This window comes from Flavobacterium sp. KKT103 (assembly GCF_055640565.1).
The window spans coordinates 3125966-3143283 of record NZ_CM145766.1 but is presented as its reverse complement, the minus strand read 5'-3'; the positions used below and the strand labels follow the sequence as shown (position 1 = coordinate 3143283).

16 protein-coding genes and 1 pseudogene are annotated in these 17318 nt (G+C 30.7%); 2 read left to right on the top strand and 15 right to left on the bottom strand.

What is annotated here, in order from left to right; translation table 11 throughout:
* The 3 genes from ACZ2G0_RS13520 to ACZ2G0_RS13510 form a co-directional block, all read right to left on the bottom strand.
* Entirely contained in the window at window positions 1–585 is a 585-nt protein-coding gene (locus ACZ2G0_RS13520) for a uracil-DNA glycosylase family protein (RefSeq protein ID WP_470308048.1), read from the bottom strand.
* Between the two features lie 451 nt (window positions 586–1036).
* A complete protein-coding gene (locus tag ACZ2G0_RS13515) occupies window positions 1037–1309 on the bottom strand; it encodes a hypothetical protein (protein WP_470308047.1) in 273 nt (90 codons plus the stop codon).
* 209 nt (window positions 1310–1518) lie between these two features.
* Window positions 1519–1974 carry a hypothetical protein gene (locus ACZ2G0_RS13510; protein WP_470308046.1) on the bottom strand — a complete coding sequence of 152 codons (456 nt, stop codon included), beginning with the start codon at window positions 1972–1974 and terminating at the stop codon, window positions 1519–1521.
* Between the two features lie 67 nt (window positions 1975–2041).
* Between ACZ2G0_RS13510 and ACZ2G0_RS13505 the strand changes: the two genes are divergently transcribed.
* Window positions 2042–2215, top strand: coding sequence for a hypothetical protein (locus ACZ2G0_RS13505; protein WP_470308045.1), 174 nt, complete (start codon window positions 2042–2044; stop codon window positions 2213–2215).
* Here the strand turns inward: ACZ2G0_RS13505 and ACZ2G0_RS13500 are convergent.
* The 10 genes and pseudogenes from ACZ2G0_RS13500 to ACZ2G0_RS13455 all read right to left on the bottom strand — a co-directional run bounded on the left by ACZ2G0_RS13500 (window position 2204) and on the right by ACZ2G0_RS13455 (window position 14530).
* Window positions 2204–2449 (bottom strand): hypothetical protein, encoded by a 246-nt coding sequence (locus ACZ2G0_RS13500; protein ID WP_470308044.1) that lies wholly within the window; start codon window positions 2447–2449, stop codon window positions 2204–2206. The genes ACZ2G0_RS13505 and ACZ2G0_RS13500 overlap by 12 nt on opposite strands.
* 325 nt (window positions 2450–2774) lie before the next feature.
* On the bottom strand, window positions 2775–4874 hold the full coding sequence (locus tag ACZ2G0_RS13495; RefSeq protein ID WP_470308043.1) for an AAA family ATPase: 2100 nt from the start codon (window positions 4872–4874) through the stop codon (window positions 2775–2777).
* Between the two features lie 3 nt (window positions 4875–4877).
* Window positions 4878–6236: a restriction endonuclease subunit S gene (locus ACZ2G0_RS13490; protein WP_470308042.1), complete on the bottom strand. Its 1359-nt coding sequence runs from the start codon at window positions 6234–6236 to the stop codon at window positions 4878–4880.
* Window positions 6236–8508 (bottom strand): annotated as a pseudogene (locus ACZ2G0_RS13485) (N-6 DNA methylase). Before ACZ2G0_RS13485 ends, ACZ2G0_RS13490 begins: the two are co-directional and overlap by 1 nt.
* A 2-nt stretch (window positions 8509–8510) precedes the next feature.
* Window positions 8511–8726 carry a helix-turn-helix transcriptional regulator gene (locus ACZ2G0_RS13480; protein WP_470308041.1) on the bottom strand — a complete coding sequence of 72 codons (216 nt, stop codon included), beginning with the start codon at window positions 8724–8726 and terminating at the stop codon, window positions 8511–8513.
* Window positions 8727–9127: 401 nt separating this feature from the next.
* Window positions 9128–10840 (bottom strand): DUF262 domain-containing protein, encoded by a 1713-nt coding sequence (locus ACZ2G0_RS13475; protein WP_470308040.1) that lies wholly within the window; start codon window positions 10838–10840, stop codon window positions 9128–9130.
* A 170-nt stretch (window positions 10841–11010) separates the two neighbouring features.
* Window positions 11011–12177 (bottom strand): exonuclease domain-containing protein, encoded by a 1167-nt coding sequence (locus ACZ2G0_RS13470; protein ID WP_231836600.1) that lies wholly within the window; start codon window positions 12175–12177, stop codon window positions 11011–11013.
* A gap of 174 nt (window positions 12178–12351) precedes the next feature.
* Entirely contained in the window at window positions 12352–12864 is a 513-nt protein-coding gene (locus ACZ2G0_RS13465; RefSeq protein WP_470308039.1) for a hypothetical protein, read from the bottom strand.
* Window positions 12865–13042: 178 nt separating this feature from the next.
* Entirely contained in the window at window positions 13043–13483 is a 441-nt protein-coding gene (locus ACZ2G0_RS13460) for a hypothetical protein (RefSeq protein WP_470308032.1), read from the bottom strand.
* 165 nt (window positions 13484–13648) lie between these two features.
* On the bottom strand, window positions 13649–14530 hold the full coding sequence (locus ACZ2G0_RS13455; RefSeq protein ID WP_470308038.1) for a hypothetical protein: 882 nt from the start codon (window positions 14528–14530) through the stop codon (window positions 13649–13651).
* A 204-nt stretch (window positions 14531–14734) separates the two neighbouring features.
* Between ACZ2G0_RS13455 and ACZ2G0_RS13450 the strand changes: the two genes are divergently transcribed.
* The gene (locus ACZ2G0_RS13450; protein ID WP_470308037.1) at window positions 14735–15004 is read left to right on the top strand and encodes a hypothetical protein; all 270 of its coding nucleotides are present in this window, start codon (window positions 14735–14737) and stop codon (window positions 15002–15004) included.
* Here the strand turns inward: ACZ2G0_RS13450 and ACZ2G0_RS13445 are convergent.
* Together ACZ2G0_RS13445 and ACZ2G0_RS13440 are read right to left on the bottom strand one after the other, a co-directional pair.
* Window positions 14964–15254 carry a hypothetical protein gene (locus tag ACZ2G0_RS13445; protein WP_470308036.1) on the bottom strand — a complete coding sequence of 97 codons (291 nt, stop codon included), beginning with the start codon at window positions 15252–15254 and terminating at the stop codon, window positions 14964–14966. The genes ACZ2G0_RS13450 and ACZ2G0_RS13445 overlap by 41 nt on opposite strands.
* A gap of 528 nt (window positions 15255–15782) precedes the next feature.
* The gene (locus ACZ2G0_RS13440; protein ID WP_470308035.1) at window positions 15783–17273 is read right to left on the bottom strand and encodes a tetratricopeptide repeat protein; all 1491 of its coding nucleotides are present in this window, start codon (window positions 17271–17273) and stop codon (window positions 15783–15785) included.
* Window positions 17274–17318: the final 45 nt, after the last annotated feature.

Sequence of the window (17318 nt, the reverse complement as noted above, 5' to 3'; positions counted from 1 at the left end):
TTATAAGTTTAAAAAATGATTATAATATCGTTGTCTGTAATTTGTATTCGTTTCTGCTTTCAATTGTGGAAAAATTTCACGAGCCCAATTCAAACTCATTAGACCGTTTCTAGATGGTGAAATTAAAATTACTATTTTAGGAATTCTAGTTAAGGAAGGAAATATTTTTGTGCAAAATCTTTCTTGAACCCATTTACTCGTAAAGTATATTGTTTCAATATTATTATTTTCTAAAATTTCTTTGATGATTTTTATATTCCATTCGGTAACTATTAAATCTTTGTCCAACGCATTTTCAACTTTTCGAGTAGTTTTTAAAATAATATCTGAAACTATCCAATTATTATCGATTAAATAATTTTTTAATTTTTCGGGATATAAACGCCAATTATAATTTAAATCTTTGCTAACACAAAACATTTCCCAAAATTTATTATCTGAACTTCCATAGAAAAAACTTATGTCATTTTCTAGTAAATTTTCTAGGTTCATTGTAAATCTTTTAGGCGGAAAACTACCTAAAATTAATTTATTTCCTTTTCTATTTTCAGGAAAAACATTCCACGGATGTTGTTCTTCATTCATAATTTAGGTGGTTTTTTTAATATGGTTGCTGCCAACGTTTTGTGGCTTTGCGAGGTTTGGGGAAAGCCTTCCCAATTTTTAATTTTTTCACTAATGTTTCCAAGCACAAGACCGATTTTAAATTTAACCTAAAGCCCAAATCTTGCAAAACCGCTGTTACCTGCTGTTTATATTCTTTGCAATTTAATAATAATATTTTATTATATTTGATTTAAAATTTTATAAAAATGATTGAAATTAAATTATCCGACTATCCTGATAAATACCAAACTATAGTAAGATTTTATTGTGCAACTACATTAAATGACATTCTCAAATCAGTTTCTGAAAGTAGTATTGATAATACTTATTCTTTGCTTAAAAACAGATTAAGAAGTTCTGTTAAACTCAAGTCAGAATTTGATACTCAATCTATTGAAATTAAGAATTATATAGAAATGGAACTAAGTAACTACGATATACTTTTAGAATCTCTTTTAAGGAAATCTAAAAAATCTCTTATTTGAAAAGTGACTAATGTAGTAAAAGGCACTTTATTCTCTTTTGTCCATATTTCAATCTCTTTCATTTTTTCTCTAAGCTCTATCCATTTTTCCAAGTTAAGTTCAGCTTTTTCAATATCACTATGTGCTTCCCCAAACTCTTCCATAGTTATAGGATTTTCATATTTATCATAGCCTAATTCTACTAATCTATCTGTTAAATTCCAAAACTCTTTATTCACGTTAGTTTTATATTTTTAGAACGTCATTTTCTGCGGATTTTCTGTTAAAATAGCAGGTAACGTTTTGCTGCTTTGAGATGGTGGGGAATTCGTAACCTTTCAACTTTCTGCTTTGCAGAAAAGTCGATGCGAAACGGTAATTCCACTAAAACCCCACTATATCAAAACAGCTGTTGTGCGTTCGGCTTTTTTGTCGGTTTAGTTGTTTTTTACGTGTTATCTTGATTTCGGTATAGCTCAAATTGTTCACTTGCTGGTAATACAATATAATTTAAAGACCATAAAAATCCTGATATGATTATTAGTTCGCAAATAATCCAAAAACTATATGTTTCAGGAACTTTACAAATTCTTACAATATTATAAATTGTGTTTGCAATAGTTACTATATAAACTATAAATTGAGAGGATTCTGTTCCGTTTATTTTTTCAAAAATAAACCCACCAAGTATTGTTGTTGTTCTTTGAATAAGTGTTAGTAATACGTAGCCAATTCCACCACCAATTACTAAAGCTAATATTTTGTAAACAAAATGAAACGCATTAAACGGGATAAAAATATTTATAAATACAAAACGTAAAAAATAATATAGTCCAATATTCATCACGTACAAGATAATTAAAACTACGATAATATGGATAGTACCTTTAAATATTGATTTCATAGTTATAATAAATTATGTGGTTAATCATTCCGCCACTTTAAAGGAATGAAAGTTTAAATTAATAAAAATGTCAAATATTTTAATGAATAAAACGATTAAATCTAGTAAAAAATTAGAACATAAAATTCAAAAAATCATAACTGATTTTGAAGCCAAAACAAAAACTATAGTTCTTTTAGATATTAAAGGGAATAAATTAAAAATAGGTCTTGCTGTAGACATTGATAAATCAACTCTTTAATTCTTTGTATAAAAAATTAGACATATATTGCCATAAGGCGTAAACTTTAAATTTCGAATTTTTGGAGTAAGCTTTAGCTGAATTATCATCGAATTTAATTTTCACATAGTCGGCTAAATATTTAGACAAATCTTTTTCGTCATAAGGGACAACAAATACTTTATATTTCAAATCTTGTATTTCAATAGTTTCTCCAATTTCTAATTTTGATTTAAGGGCTTCGTCAAATGTCATATTTATCTAATTTAAATTTTAGTCGTCATGTTCGGTTCTCCAAGCTGACGCACAACGTTTTGCGGCTTTGCGAAGAAGCGGATTTCGGAGCATTAAACTGTCAACATAGCACAAAAGTTGATGCGAGGTAGAATGTTCAATTAACCACTGAACCCGCTTTTTTGCAAAACCGCTGTTACAAGCTGGCCTTCTGTTTGTCGTTGCTGTGTTGTCCATTGTTTGCAGTGTCTTTGTGCGTTGGCTTGGTGGCTCTTTTGGATTTTTTTAGCGTTGGTCTGTGCGTTGGAAAAAAATACAAATGTGCCACCAAAAGCGTTGGCTAAATTTATCTAATTGTCTCTAGTATTTTGTCCGTTCCTTTGATTAACCAATATTTCCATCCATTAATGTTCGAGCCTACACCGAATTTGATTGCTCCACTTGGAGATAAAAATTCAATAGGCGTGTTAATAGTCCATTTATCGTTTTTAAATTCACAATGTTTCTTTTTTAATTTATTTCTGTCGGCTTTCTCTTTTGGAGTAAAACTAGGAACTACGTCATTCGCAATAATACTCCCAGATTGTAATATTGTCTTTGTTGTGTCAGCATAAAAATGAGCAGTTAAAACTGTCCCTCTACGTTTTGTGTAAATTTCAATAAAGTCCGCCTTTGGTGCAGGTTCAACTATTTCTATAACCTTTTTCGTTTCGCCTTTTTGAGGCGTTTTAATCAAACCATTTCTATAGGTTTGGATTTCTGATATTAATTCAAAAAGCCTTTTGAAATTTTTAAAATCATCTTTGTTAAATGTCTTTGAGTTTTCACTCATTAAATTTTTAGCATCATTAAGAACGTCTTCTGAAAATGTTTTAATTGACTTGTTAGAAGTTTTTCCAATTGTGTTTTGAACAGCCTTTTGATATGCTTCTTCCCATTTCGAATAGTCATACATCATTTCAATAGAACAGTCACATTTCTTATCTTCAAGTTCAGGCAGAGCAGTAACAAAATAATTCGTATTAGGCTTATCACTTTCTATTATTTTAAAGTAGTCTTTGCCATCAATTTTTGAGTAGTTCTTGGGGTTTTTAAAATCATTTAAAATTTTAGCTTCTCTATCAAATAATCCAATATATATTTTGGTGTTATCAAATTCACTTTCATAAAGACCCCTCAAAAATGGTTGAATATTTGTTTCGGTATTTAGTTTAAATATTTCAAAATCTAGAGTTTTGAATTCATCTTTCAATTCTTCAAAGGCGTTTGTTATATGCTCTTTATCGTGTTTTCCTTCAACTAATAATATGATTGGTTTTTTAGAAGCAATAAAGGAGTTTTGCTGAAATTTATTCCAAAATTCACCTGATACATTTTCTAGTATTTCTTGCTTTTTACTTGGGACAAGTTTTCCAGTATTCAGCATATATAAACTATCATCTTCCAATGTATCTGTAAGTGTCGGTGAATGCGTAGTAAGAATAACTTGTCTTGTGTCTAAGTATTCCTTGAAAACATTCTTAATTTGAATTTTATTGCTCAAATGTATGTGTGCATCTGGTTCGTCAAGCAAGAACAAACTGTCTTCTAAACCAGCAAATTCGAGTGCTGCTTTTATCAGCAGCATTTTCTTTTCACCTTCACTAAAGTCTTCAATATCTAAATTTTCATCATTATACTTTATCGTAATGTTTTCTAACATTTTCTTTTTGTCAGGTGTAAAAGCCAAATAGAGATATTTGAAAACAATGTCTAGTGAATATGGACTTTCTGAAATTATCTTCCTTAACTCGGTTATGGTGTAGTCGTTTTTTGTGTCAATTAAATTTATAAACGACTTTACAGCACTATCACTATAATTTGCATAGTTTGTAGTATTGAAATCAAATTTTATGGAGTTAATTTTATTTATACCTAAGGTTTCCTCACAGAATTTTTTAGTATCAAGTGCATCGGAAAGAAGTAAACACAATAATGAAATATGCCAATAAAATTTATTGATATAAAGCATTTTCGGCACAATTGAATAATCACCCAAACCACTGGTTTCAGATTTGTTTATATTGCTTATGTATGCCATATAAAGTGGTTGATATGATTTCAACCACAGCCTGTTTTCTTCACCGCTATATAATGCAACAATTTGTTTCGGTAAATATTGTTGAATGTCAGCATAGTGCTTTTCCTCTACCATAAAATTTATTGTAGAGTTCTTCTTTTCAATTAAAACATTTTGATTACCCCGTATGGTATATTCAAGTTTGAAATTAAAAGGAATATCTTTTTCTTTCTTGTTATAAACATGAAAAAATATAGTGCTTATTGCTTCTAAAATATTACTCTTTCCACTACCGTTATTGCCAATTAAAGCAATAATGCTTGAACTATTATTGAGTTCAATACTTAGGTTTTTGTAGTTATAAATGTTTAGTGTTGTTATTCTCATAGCCTAATTATTGAATATTGCTTTTTCAAATTCTTGTTCGGCTTCAATTCTAATAGATGCAATTGAAGATTTGTTGTTTAAAATATTTTCCTTTTTCAATTCAATTAATGTCATAATCTCTTTTTGAATATCAACATCAGGGAAAGGAATTTTAATTTCTTTTAGTTCGGGTTCTGTAATTGCAGGATAAAGCCCTCCAGTCATTTTGTTTTTGAGTTGTTCAATACCATAAGTGCATTTTAGAAATTGATGCAAATATGGCAAATGATACTCCTTTGAGGGTTCTATTATACTGAAGCCCGATGAACAAACATCATTATTGTATTCCTCTGTAACGATTGCAAACTTCTTTAAATAAGGTCTTGTTGTTCCAATTATCAAATCACCTTCATTTACAATTTGTGTTGCTCTGCTTGGTGCTTTTTTAAGTGCAACTTCTTTAGCGTGGAGAATTCCTTTTGTTGGGTCAATTGCTCCAATTTCTATATACTTAAAAGTTTCCTTTTTATATTGTCCTTTATTAAAACTTCGTTTTGCAAACCGAAAGGATTGACCAATTGAAGTTAAAGTGAATTTTGATTTTCTTAGTTCAATTGCAATTCTAGTGTCAGTTGAGAAGAAATCCCATCGGTCTAATGAAGCATAGTCTGTTGTTTGAAGACTTGTTATCTTTTCTTTTAAGCTAAATGGTTTTAATCCTAATTGTTCTAAAAAATATTTTTCAATTTCGCCTTCCAGGTCGCTTGCTTGCTTTATTAAATTATCAGCTATTTCAATTTTATTGAAATAATTATTTACAATTATTTCTTGTTCAGATACTTTTGGCAAGGGTATTTTGATTTCATTCAATAGTTGTTCTGGTCTTATATACTTTCGGTTTGTTGTTCCAGTAACAAAACTGTCCAAGTATTGCATTACTCCTTTACTTCTAAAAAGTAATTGAAGAAAATCAACGTTTATTTTAGTAGTATCAATTTCAGCAAAAGTCATATTGCTTGATGCAACACCGTCTGCCAAATCTTCTTTAATAACACCGAAAGCACCATTTTTTGTATCTACCTTACACCAAAATAAATGATTGTTTTTTGCTTTTTGATATTCACGCATTTTTAGCGTTTTCCCTTTTACGGTTCTATTTGCAAAAACTCCTTTACCATAAGACCGTACACCTAAAATCTTATATTCATCTTCATCATTTATTTTTATCTTTTCAATATTTGGCTTGTTTAAGAACTCACCAAAAAGTACAAGTGGAAATGATGGATTAAAAGTATTTGATTGACTTAAATATGCTTTTACATCCCAACTAAATAAGCCAAGGAAATCAATTGTATTAATGTATTTACTTTGAGTTGCTTCCATTAATATTTAGATTTATTGTAAAACGCTTCGGGTTCAGAAACTACACCATCTAATATTCTAACTCTTCCAATTTCATCGTCTGCAATTTGGTAGTTAATTTCTTTGATGTAGTTTGTCCAAAGTTTATTCTTTTTACGATATTCTTTAAACTCTTGGGCTAATGGCTCAAGTTCATTTTCTATTTGCGAGCCAGTACTGCTAATTCCGGCTTTTTCTACTTCTGCAATTGGAATTTGATAATTGAATTCTTTTTTGATTTGAGCTTTAATTTCAAAAAGTATTGTTTCTTCAATTTGCTTTAATTCTGCTCTTAGTTTCTTTTTTTCTTCTGTATTAGGTGCTTCTTTACCTTTCAATTCAAGTTTTGCAAGAATTGGTTTTGTTTTGGCTCGTACTTTTTGGTAACATCTCTTTCTGCTTTTGTAGAAACTGATTTCCATTGTTTTACTTCATCTTCTGTAAACTTTTTGAAGAAAAGTAAACTTGGTTTCACAGTTGCACCACTTGCAATGAATACATCTTGAGGAATTGAAGTTATGAGCAAAATTTTTGCTCTGCTTTCCACAAAATCCCTAATCTTTTGCAGGTTTGTATTATTCAAAACTCCTTCGGGTAATACAATTCCCATTCTTCCGCCTGGCTTCAGTAAATTCAAACAGCGTTCTATAAATAAAACTTCTGTAAGTGTACTCATACTGCCAGTTTCGTATAAGTCTAACAATGGCTTATCGATATTGTCATTCACTTGTTTTAAAGCTTCATCATAAGCACTACCGTATCTTTTTTGGTATTTTCTTATTCTATCAATATCCGTGTATTTGTCTGCTTCTGTAATTTTTAATGATTTTTCAACTCTGCTTCCAAATGGTGGATTTGTGAGGATAATGTCAAAACGATTTTCAAAAATTCCATTCACGTTTAAAAGTCCGTCATTGTGATGTACACCACCGTGACCGTCACCGTGCATAATCATATTCATTTTTGCAGTTCGGCTCATTCTTGGGTTTGCATCAGTCCCAAAAATGCAGTCATAACTTAATTCTCTAATTCGGCTTTTCGGATTGTTGATGTCCAATTCTGCATTGAGTTTAGAAAATAAATCATTAACCGTTTCGTCAACTTCGGCTTTCTTTTTGTCACTTAGTTTTTCGTATGCTTCGTTATAATAATCAAGTTTGATTTTCTCTTTAGCCAAATGGATTTCATTTTCAATTTTTGCTCTTACATATTCAAAAGCTTTTATCAAAAACCCACCGCTACCACAACAAGGATCGCAAATAACTTCGCTTTCTTGTGGGTCTAAAACATCTACAATAAAATCTACGATTGTTCGAGGTGTGAAGAATTGACCTAACTCTCCTCGAAATGTTTTACCAAGGAATTGCTCAAAGGCAATACCTTTTACATCATCAGATGTAGTCGAAAGGTTGTAAATTTGTAATTCTTCTACGATTGCCTCAAAACTATTTTCTCTTACTCGGATAATTTCTGTTTGCTCAAAAAGGTCATCATCTTTGAAGTCTTCTTTTGTTTGCTCAAACAAAAATTGATAGAAGTCTTTGCCGTCTTTTGGCTTATATTTCTCATAACTGGCTTTATCATTCTTGAAAGCTTCCTTTGAGAAAATTTGATTTTCGGAATTACTTCTTTCGTAACGAATTTTAATGAAAAGGATTTTGCTTATTTCGTCAAATGCCGCTTCTGGTGAAAGTTTGTCATTGTTACGAATAATGTTGTGACACTTGAAAAGTAGTTTTGAAAATTCATCTCTTGTAAATGCTTTTGTCTGCTTTAATAACTCGTTAATTTTCTTCTCGTCATTAACAGTTTTAGCATCAGGAATATTTACAACTTCTTCAAGTTTCTTTGGGATTTTACCTTTAACAACCTTGAAAATTCTTGTTTCTTTTAAATTGGTTGTTACGAAAAAGTCAGCACCTGCCCAAGATGCGTAATTGTAACCTTGAAAATAATCTTCTTCACGAACTGTAATATGTTCAGCTTTACATTCAACAACTATTATTGGGCTGTTATTTTCTCTTTTGTCTTTTACGTTTTTCCAAATTACAATGTCCGCCATTGCTCTACCTTGTCCACGTTGAGAATTGCTCACTTGGATTTCTTGAGCCATTTGCTCTAAGTCAAAGCCATAATTATTTACAAGTCTGCAAATGTATTCTTGACGAACTTGTTCTTCGGGTTTGAGAACTAACCATTCGTCTTTGCCTTTCAAAGGCACTCTTATTTTATTGTTTTTGATTTCTACTTGCATAATTACTTTGTCGTTTTTGTTGAGTTAATTAATTCTCTTACATCAACTTTTAAGAGTGAAGCAATTGCCACAAGATTGTCCATAGAAGGCTGAACTTCATTTGTACACCAACGAGAAACAGTCGTTTCGTTTTTGTCTAATTGCTCTGCAAGCCATTTGTTTGTCTTGCCTTGTTCAGCTAGAACTGCTTTTAATCTGTTAATTGCTTTCTTACTCATATTAATCGGCATTTGGTGCAAATATATCAACTTTTTATTACTATTTCACTATTTCGGTTTGGTTGTCTGTCAAAATGAAATTTTCACTGTCCACTTATAGGGTGGTGGGTGGGCTTGGGTGCGGTTGGGCAAAATTAAATGTGGTGTTTTTGTGTCGGAAATTGCGTTGGCAAAACACCTCTTTTAATTTTGCGAAGCGTTGGCATTTTGTTTCTCGTTTCTGTTCGTTTGTTGTCAGTCGTGTCGGTTTTTTTAGGCTTGCTTGTAACGTTTTGGGGCTTTGCGATGGTGGGGCAATCGAAGCACAAAATTTCAATTTTGCACAAAAGTTCAATCGAAGAACAACCGTTGAACTTTGCAGTTTCGCCCCACTATTGCAAAACCCTTGTTAGTGGCAGTACTTATTTTTTCCATACTGTTTTTGCTTGTTCGTACAAATCGTTTGCTCGTTCTTCAATAGTCTGTTCGTTCCATTCTGGAAGTTGCAAATATTTTGAAATTGTCTCAAGTCCGCCAGAATACTGTAACAAACCTTTTTTGTCGCCCTTTCCTTTTTTCTTTGTCGCCCAACTTGAATCTCGGATTGTTGCGTTCAAAGATTGAGTGATAATTGTCAAGTTTCCAAGCGTTAAAAGTTTTCTGTTTCTTTTAATTCTGTCTTCTTGATTGCTTAATTTTCCCCAATGGTTTTCCCATTTTTTTGGCATTAAATGCTCTAAACTGTATTTGCTAATTCCTAAAACTTGTGTCGATTGTAAACTTCTATTTCTGATTTTCGATTCAAGTAAATACAAAATACCTGCGGATTGCTTGTTTACTAAAATTTCTGAATGAAAACCGTTTTTCAGTTCATCGTCTGTTGGAAAAAAGTTAATTCTGTCAGATTGTGTTTCTAAAAAGTCTGTAAATTCTTGTTTTGAAAGAATTTGATGAGAAATTAATCGGTCAGTAAATAATTGGTTGTAATTTTTTGTATTTGCGTGAACAACCATTCTTCGCATTATGAAACTTTCCAAAAACTCAAACAATTCTTTTTTCGTTTGTTGGTCTGTTACGTTTTTCAAAACATATAAAACGTAAGGAATTAAGGTAGAAGTTTCAAGTCCGAAAATAATTGCATTAATTCTTTCAACGCCATATTCGTCTGTCAATTCATTTTCGATGATGTCGTAGTCGAAACTTTCTTGGAAAATCAACGCATATTCTTTTAGTTCTGCAAGAATTGCGTTTTTGTCGTTGTTCAAATATTCCTTTATGAATTTTTTGTAGGATTCAAAAAGTTGCTCAACTTTTGAAAATTCTATTTTGTCTTCGGTTTTTACCGAAAACGTGTTTTCTTGAATTTTGATTTGAAGATATGAATAGAAAAATAAGTCAATGAAAGTTCTTTTTAAACGACCAGTTGTAATTTCTCTATCCCAATAATTTTTGGTTTCGTCATCTTTTTCAAAGACGTTTTTCCAATAAACATTATATGAATTTATTTCTGTGCGATTGAAAAAATAGTTTTTCAATAATTCGGCAGTTGTCAATTTAACGCCTAACGAATTTATGGTGTCAAAAATTTGCTGTTCGTCTTCGTTTTCGTCAAGGTCGATTCCTACGAATAGAATTTTAGAAAGTATGTTTTGAAAATTGAGTTTTGTTGGGTCAATATTTTTTGAGAAATAAGTGTAAGCTTTGGTTATACTGTCTTCTCCAGCTAAATCTTTTTCTTCGGTCAAATTCAAAATAACTTCAAACGCATCAATGTCGTTGTGATTGTGTTTTAACGCAATGTCATTGCTGATAAGTTTAAAAATTCGTTCAAAAGTTGAGTTTTGATTTGTCTTTAAACACAAAACTTTGAAAAAAATATTTAGAGTTGTTAAACGCTGTTGTCCGTCAATTAATGTTCTAATGTCGCCAACTTGATTTCCTGTGTTTGTCGGTTGTTGTTTTAGAATTACTGAACCTAAAAAATATGGTTTGTTAGATAAACTTACGTTTTCCATATCCTCCAAAAGTCTTTCCCATTGGTCATTTCCCCAAACATAAGCTCTTTGAAAAAATGGAATTTCTAAAATTCTGTTTCCGTTAAAAATGTCGTTAATTGTTCGTTTTCCTGCGTCCATATTTTATTTTGTGTTCTTGTTTTGCGGTTTCGTGATAGTATTGCCACTAACGTTTTGCAGCTTGGCGAAGTGGCGGATTTTGAAGCACTTACTTTCAATTTAGCACTAAACTTCATTTGAAAACTGAATGTTCATTTTAGCACTGAACCCGCCATTTTGCCAAACTGCTGTTATGTGCCGTATTTTTTAATTATTTCTTGTAATTCCATTTCTGTTAGTATTTTAATTTCTGTTTTTTTGTTTTCATTAAGGTCGTTTATTTTTTGAATTTTTGACCAACCATAATCTTCACCAATAATTACAAAGTTTATTTTGCTTGTAATTCCGGGTTTTAAAATACCTCCTTTTTTCAATATGAAATTCTCTACATTTTCTCTTCCAAAAGCAAATTTTCCTGTTACAACAAAATTGTTGTCTTGAATTTCCATTTCGTTTAGTTGTGCTGATGAAATTTTATATTTATTAACAAAATCCACGTTTTCTGATTTCACTTCTTCAGTTGCTTGTTTTGCAAAATAATTGTCAACGGCTGAAATAGATTTAAAGTTGTTTAATGTTCTTACTAAATCTTTATGTTTTGGATAAATATCAATAAGTTCATTATAAATCATTGCACAGGCTTTTGCGTCTGAGATTGGGTCGTGATGATTTTCTATTTCAATACCAAATTTTTCGGCAAGTTCGGTTAGTTTTTTTGGATTACCACTTTTTTCTGCTAGTTGCATAGTGTCAATATAGTCAATGTCAAAGTTTTTAATTGAAAAATGTTCAAACAAGTTTTTTAAAATACTTAAATCCATACTTGCATTATGTAATACAATTAAATTGTCATTAAAGTATTTTGAAAATTCATCTTCCCAAAGTTCTTCAAAAGTAAAACTGTGTTCAACGTCTTCTTCATAAATTTTATGAATGTTGGAATGGAATGATGAAAATTCTTCACCTTTTGGTGGTTTTATAAAATGTTTTTTTGAAAATACAATTTTGAAGTCTTTGATAAAAACTAAACCAATAGCACAAGCACTAATTCTATTTTTGTTTGCAGTTTCAAAGTCAATTGCAATAAAATCAAATTTATTTTCAAAATACTCTGGAAATGAATGAGGATTTTTAAAGTTATTGTATTTCACTTTTTGTTGAATTGCATATTCATATTGAGGTTTAAATTTCAAACCTGTCTGTTTTGCTTTTTCAAACCATTTTTCTAAATGCGGTGCATATTCTCTTTCTACGAAATCATAAAATAAGAATTCGTTTTCTGTTTGAGGATTAATTCCCGTTATTGAAATCTCGATTGGATTTTCAATTCCTTTTTCTTTTTTAAACCAATTAAACATAGTTCTTTACGTTTTCGTTCTAGTAATATGGCACATAACGTTTCGTGGCTTTGCGAGGTTGCGAACTTCGTAACCGAGATTTTTCTGCTAAGATAAAATTTCTTGCGAAAGATAAACGTGAATTTACCACATATTTCGCAATCTTGCAAAACCGCTGTTAGCAAATCGGTTTTTTTATTTACTATATACTTTTCGAATTTTTTCTTTCATTGAATATGCTATTTTCAGATTCGGACAAGGTGCATTTTTTTTATTTACGTGAATTAAAGTGTCATTTCTTATATAGAATTTTTCATTTTCAAAAATTTCATAACTTGAATCTCGACCGCTTGGTTCACAACCTTTTATTGTTTTATTATTTTCAAAATAACTATTGTCACCAACAATTATACAAAATCCAAATTCGTGCTGAAATAAACAACCTTTCAGTTTAATACTTTTTAATATTATAGTATCATTTTCTATTTTCCACGTTCCGTTACTTTTAGAACCATCTTGACAAGCGCGACTTGAAAATTCAAAAGTTTTATTTTCTTTAATAATCAATTTTTCTTTTAAAGGCATTCCTTGAACGGTGTCAAACCAAGTTCTTACAAACTTTAGATTATCTTCTTTTTTCGGTGCAGATTTATTGCAACTTGATAATAAAATCAGGAATATCGATAATATTAAAAGAATATTTTTCATTTTTAAGATTTTGTTCTGTTGCGCACGACCAAACTGTTTGCTAACGTTCCGCCGCTTCTCGTCAGTTGCGAACTTCGGAACGAATTATTTTCTGTTAAAGATAAAAATTCTTGCGAAACGTGAACGTGAACTTACAACAAAATTCGCAATTGCGAGAAACGGCTGTTACCAGCTGCTTTTATACATGGCAATTCTCTTTCCAAATTTTTTGATTCTTTTTTAGATTTTCAGGCGTCGAATACAATGTGTTATTTTCAACTTGAATTTCAAGTCCATTGATTGTGAAAATTTCAATTTCTCCAACATTTCTAATATTACAGCAAACTTCTTCATCCCAAATGTTTTTCCAAATTTCGGAAAGAATAAAATGAGCAATGATTCCTCTGTTTTGGCTGTCTAAAATTTTAATTAATTCTGGAGAAGCAGTTTTTCCAATTTCGATAATTCTTTTAGCGTTATTTCCTTTTACTCTTGGTGAAGTTGTTTTTGTTAAAACAATATACGCGTCTTTATTGTCTATTTTCTGAATCAGAGAATCTACTTCTTTGTTTTGAGCATAAGTTAAATTCAAGCTGAAAAAAACTAAGAAGAGAGCAATTTTTTTTAAGGATTTTGTCATTTTGTAAGATTTCGGTTAAAGTTGCTGGTAACGTGTCGCGGCTTGCAGAAGTGGCGAACTTCGTGACCGATTATTTTCGGCTAAGATAAAATTTCTTGCGAAAGATAAACGTGAATTTACCACATATTTCGCCATTTTTGCAAACCGCTGTTGTGCGTAGTGTTTTTATTTATCAAGGTCAGTTAACAAATCCGATATATATTTTAAAAGAGAAATTACTTTTAAACTATTAATTTTTGTTCCATAGTCAGTATTAATTCCGTGTAAAATTTCGTGTCGATTTAGATGACAAGGGAATTGATTAATGTCTTTTTCTCTTACCATAATTGGAGTTTGATTTTGTAGAGGAGATAAATATAAATCTAAAAAAGTATCAACTGATTTTTCTAATTCAGAAGTAACTTGTGGTAAAAAATTGTTGTTTTTTTCTTTGATAAAAAATTTCTTTTTTGTAAAATCAAAACATATTCCATCGACTTGTGTCAACACAGTAGGAATTAGTAAACTGTAGTTTTCCGATTTAAAAGCACTTAATGTTTGTAATAAAATTTGTTCTCTATTTGGATGCCTTCTTTTCAAACTTTCAAAGATTTGTTCAAGATTTTCAGTATAATATTCTACAAGTAACTTATTTGCATTTTCTATATTGCCGTTCAGTATTTCGTGTGCAACTTTGGCAGGTAAATTAAGGTGACATTCTAAATCTATAAACCACCCATTTTGAGCTATTAATAGGAAATTTTCGGGAGTCTTTTCTGTGTATTCTTTAAGTCTTTCGCCGATTCCTTTGAATGCTTCCAATTGTTCTAAAATTGGATTTTCAAATTTTGGTATTTGAATGTAAATCTTATTTATCTTCTCAAAAGATTTTTCAAATTTCAATAAAGTTTCGTTTATACTTTCTTGAAATTTTATTGTAGGCTCAAATACTTTAGGAATAGAGAAATTTGGAAGTTGATTTTGTATCTTTCTAATTGGTTCAGTCATCTTTTCGATTTCTCGATAAGGTTTCAACATTTGTTCGATATTTTTTCTAAAGTTTTCCATTTCTCCGATTTTTTGGCAACATTACGCACAACGTTTACGCTACTTTGAGATGGTGGGGGTAACGGAGAGATATACTTTCTGTTTTATAGAGTTTCGTTGCGAAACGGTAATTCCACTAAAACCCCACTAACTCAAAATAGCTGTTGTCATATCGGTTTTATGGGCGGTTACACTTTCCATTCTGCTGATTAATACTTAAACACTATGTTTTTAATCCACAATATTTTAGTTGATAAATATAAGTTTGTATTGGATGAAAATCACGATGGATTTTTACAATATAATCACGATTTAGGAAATGATAACTATGTGCAAGTTCAAAATTTTGAAGAAGAACATATTTTTAGTCTAACCTATTTTCTTTATGGAGAAAGAATTGTAATTGCAGACAGATATGAATGTAATACGGAAGCAGAATTAGAATTTATTTTACTTAAAGGTCGTTGGGGGGATTATTTTCAAAATCTGAAATAACTTTCATAATATCGTATATCGATTCTTGTTTGAATTCATCGATAACATATCTTTTCATTTTGTCACTCCCTTTTGAATTATATTTTTTTAAGATTTTAATATCTATTTGTATATTTTTATTTTTAGGAAGTTTTTCAGAAAGCTCCATTGCTAATTCGGTAGCATCATAATACGCTTTGTCTGTTTTATTTACATGAGAAATATTTTCAATTTTACGTAATAAAGATTTTAATGTTGCTAAATCAATCATAATTATTTGGTTTTCTATTTCGGTTTCTATTTTTTAAATTAAGAGAGGATGATTATACTTGATAATGTAATTCTGTTTTCGGCGGTAATTAGAACCTCCAATTACGTTTAAGCTCTTTTGCAACAACCCTTGTTACCCAAGCTTAAACAAACAAATATTACTTACTAAGCACAAACATTGGGTTCCTCCCTTTTTCTTTCAAAACCCTATCATCACACGGTAGGGTTTTGTGTTTCGTACTAAACTGTATGACAACGTTCCCACGCTTGGCGTCAGTTGCGAACTTCGGAACTGATTATTTTCCACCAAGATAATATTTCTTGCGAAACGTAAACGTGAATTTACCACAAAATTCGCAATTGCGCCAAACGTGTGTTAGCAGCAGCTTTGTTTATTGATTTATCACTAATAAACAATAAATCTGTAGTTCTGCTATGGTATAATATCGACAAAATGAATATAAATATGTATGGCATTAGTTTCTTTAAAGATTATTAATTATGGCACAACTTAAAAGTTGTTTAATTTTCAATTCTTGATTTGAGCTGCTTTTTGCTCCCATTTTTCAGCTTCAACTTCACTAGCTGGAACACCTACTCCATTGTTATAACACATTGCAACTAATAGCATCCCTTGCTTGTAACCAATTTTTGCCGATTTCATAGCTAATGCAAATCCTTCTTCTTCTTTGACACTTGTAGCTTGTCCTTGCGAATACATAATAGAAAGAATGCATAAACCTTCAGCAGAAAACATTGATGCGGCTTTGGTCATACTAATCAATGCATTAGGTAAATCACCTTGCTCGTATTGTTTCATTCCTTTTTCATATATTTTTCGACACTCTTTTTCATAATAGGCATTTAAAAACTGTAATGGAATTACATGCATTTTATGTGCACCTTCAATTAATGCATTAAGAATGTTTTCATTATTTTTAAAGCTATTCCATGGCTTTATATTGGCTAAGTCGAAATATTTAAAAACACCATTTTCTTGGTACACTACCATATTTTTATAATAACCTATTAGATAACGATATGCTTCTTCATTATCTAAACGCGCTGCTTTTATTAGCCAATCTACTTCTACTTGTGCTTTAGCTTCTAATTCATTATTTAGTTTTGAACCTTTTAAAAGTTGCCATTTGTTAGCAATTATAAGTCTGGTTAATTGAGCCATTCCTATCATGCCGAGCATGCTATTATTATCGTTTGCTGATTTTGTATACCATTTTTCTGCAGATACATAATCATCTAATTGCATATATGCAGTTGCTAGCTTAATAATTGCACTATTTTCACCTGCTTCTGCTAGTTTTATATTATCATTGATGATTGCTAATCGTTCCAATTTTACTTTTTCTTTTTCTGCTTCAATTTTTTTTCTTTCTTCTTCCTTTTTTACTTCTTTTTTATCTCTGCTTGCTCTATTTGTTGCCAAGGCGTTTCCAACTAAACCTACAAATTCGGTTGCATTTTCAACAAATTCTTCAGAATTTGCTTCTTTTTGTTTATTCATTTCTACAAAACGCTCTTGCTTTTGACTCGTAGATTCGGCAGGAGGAATAGAAGAATTGGCTGAAGTATTAGTAGATGATTTTGAATTACTTTCATTTTTAGACAAATCTTTAAAATTTGTAACCGTACAACTTATGTTTTTAACTGTATGCCCCTTACCTTTTTGTGTTGGACAACCTGTATAGACTGATTGAAAATTACTTTCTCTCTGTCCAGCTTCTGTTCCGTATGAACTCCATGATCCAGTGTGTGATTTCCCACAATTATCAGTAATTGTATAATTAACAGTAAAAGATATTTTAGAATTAGATTTATTATCTGCATAAAATACAAAACTTTCTGTTCCGTTACTTTCTCCGTTATTAGAGCAATTGAGATCAATGTAGGAGGAGTAATTGTGATAAGAATTTAAATTCCATTGATTTTGTGCATAAAATTTTGTACTAAAAAAACATATTAGTGCTATGTAAATTACGCTTTTAATTTTAATATTTTTCATTAAGTTCTTGGTTTTAAGCGATTTGAATTTAAGTTGCTGCTAACG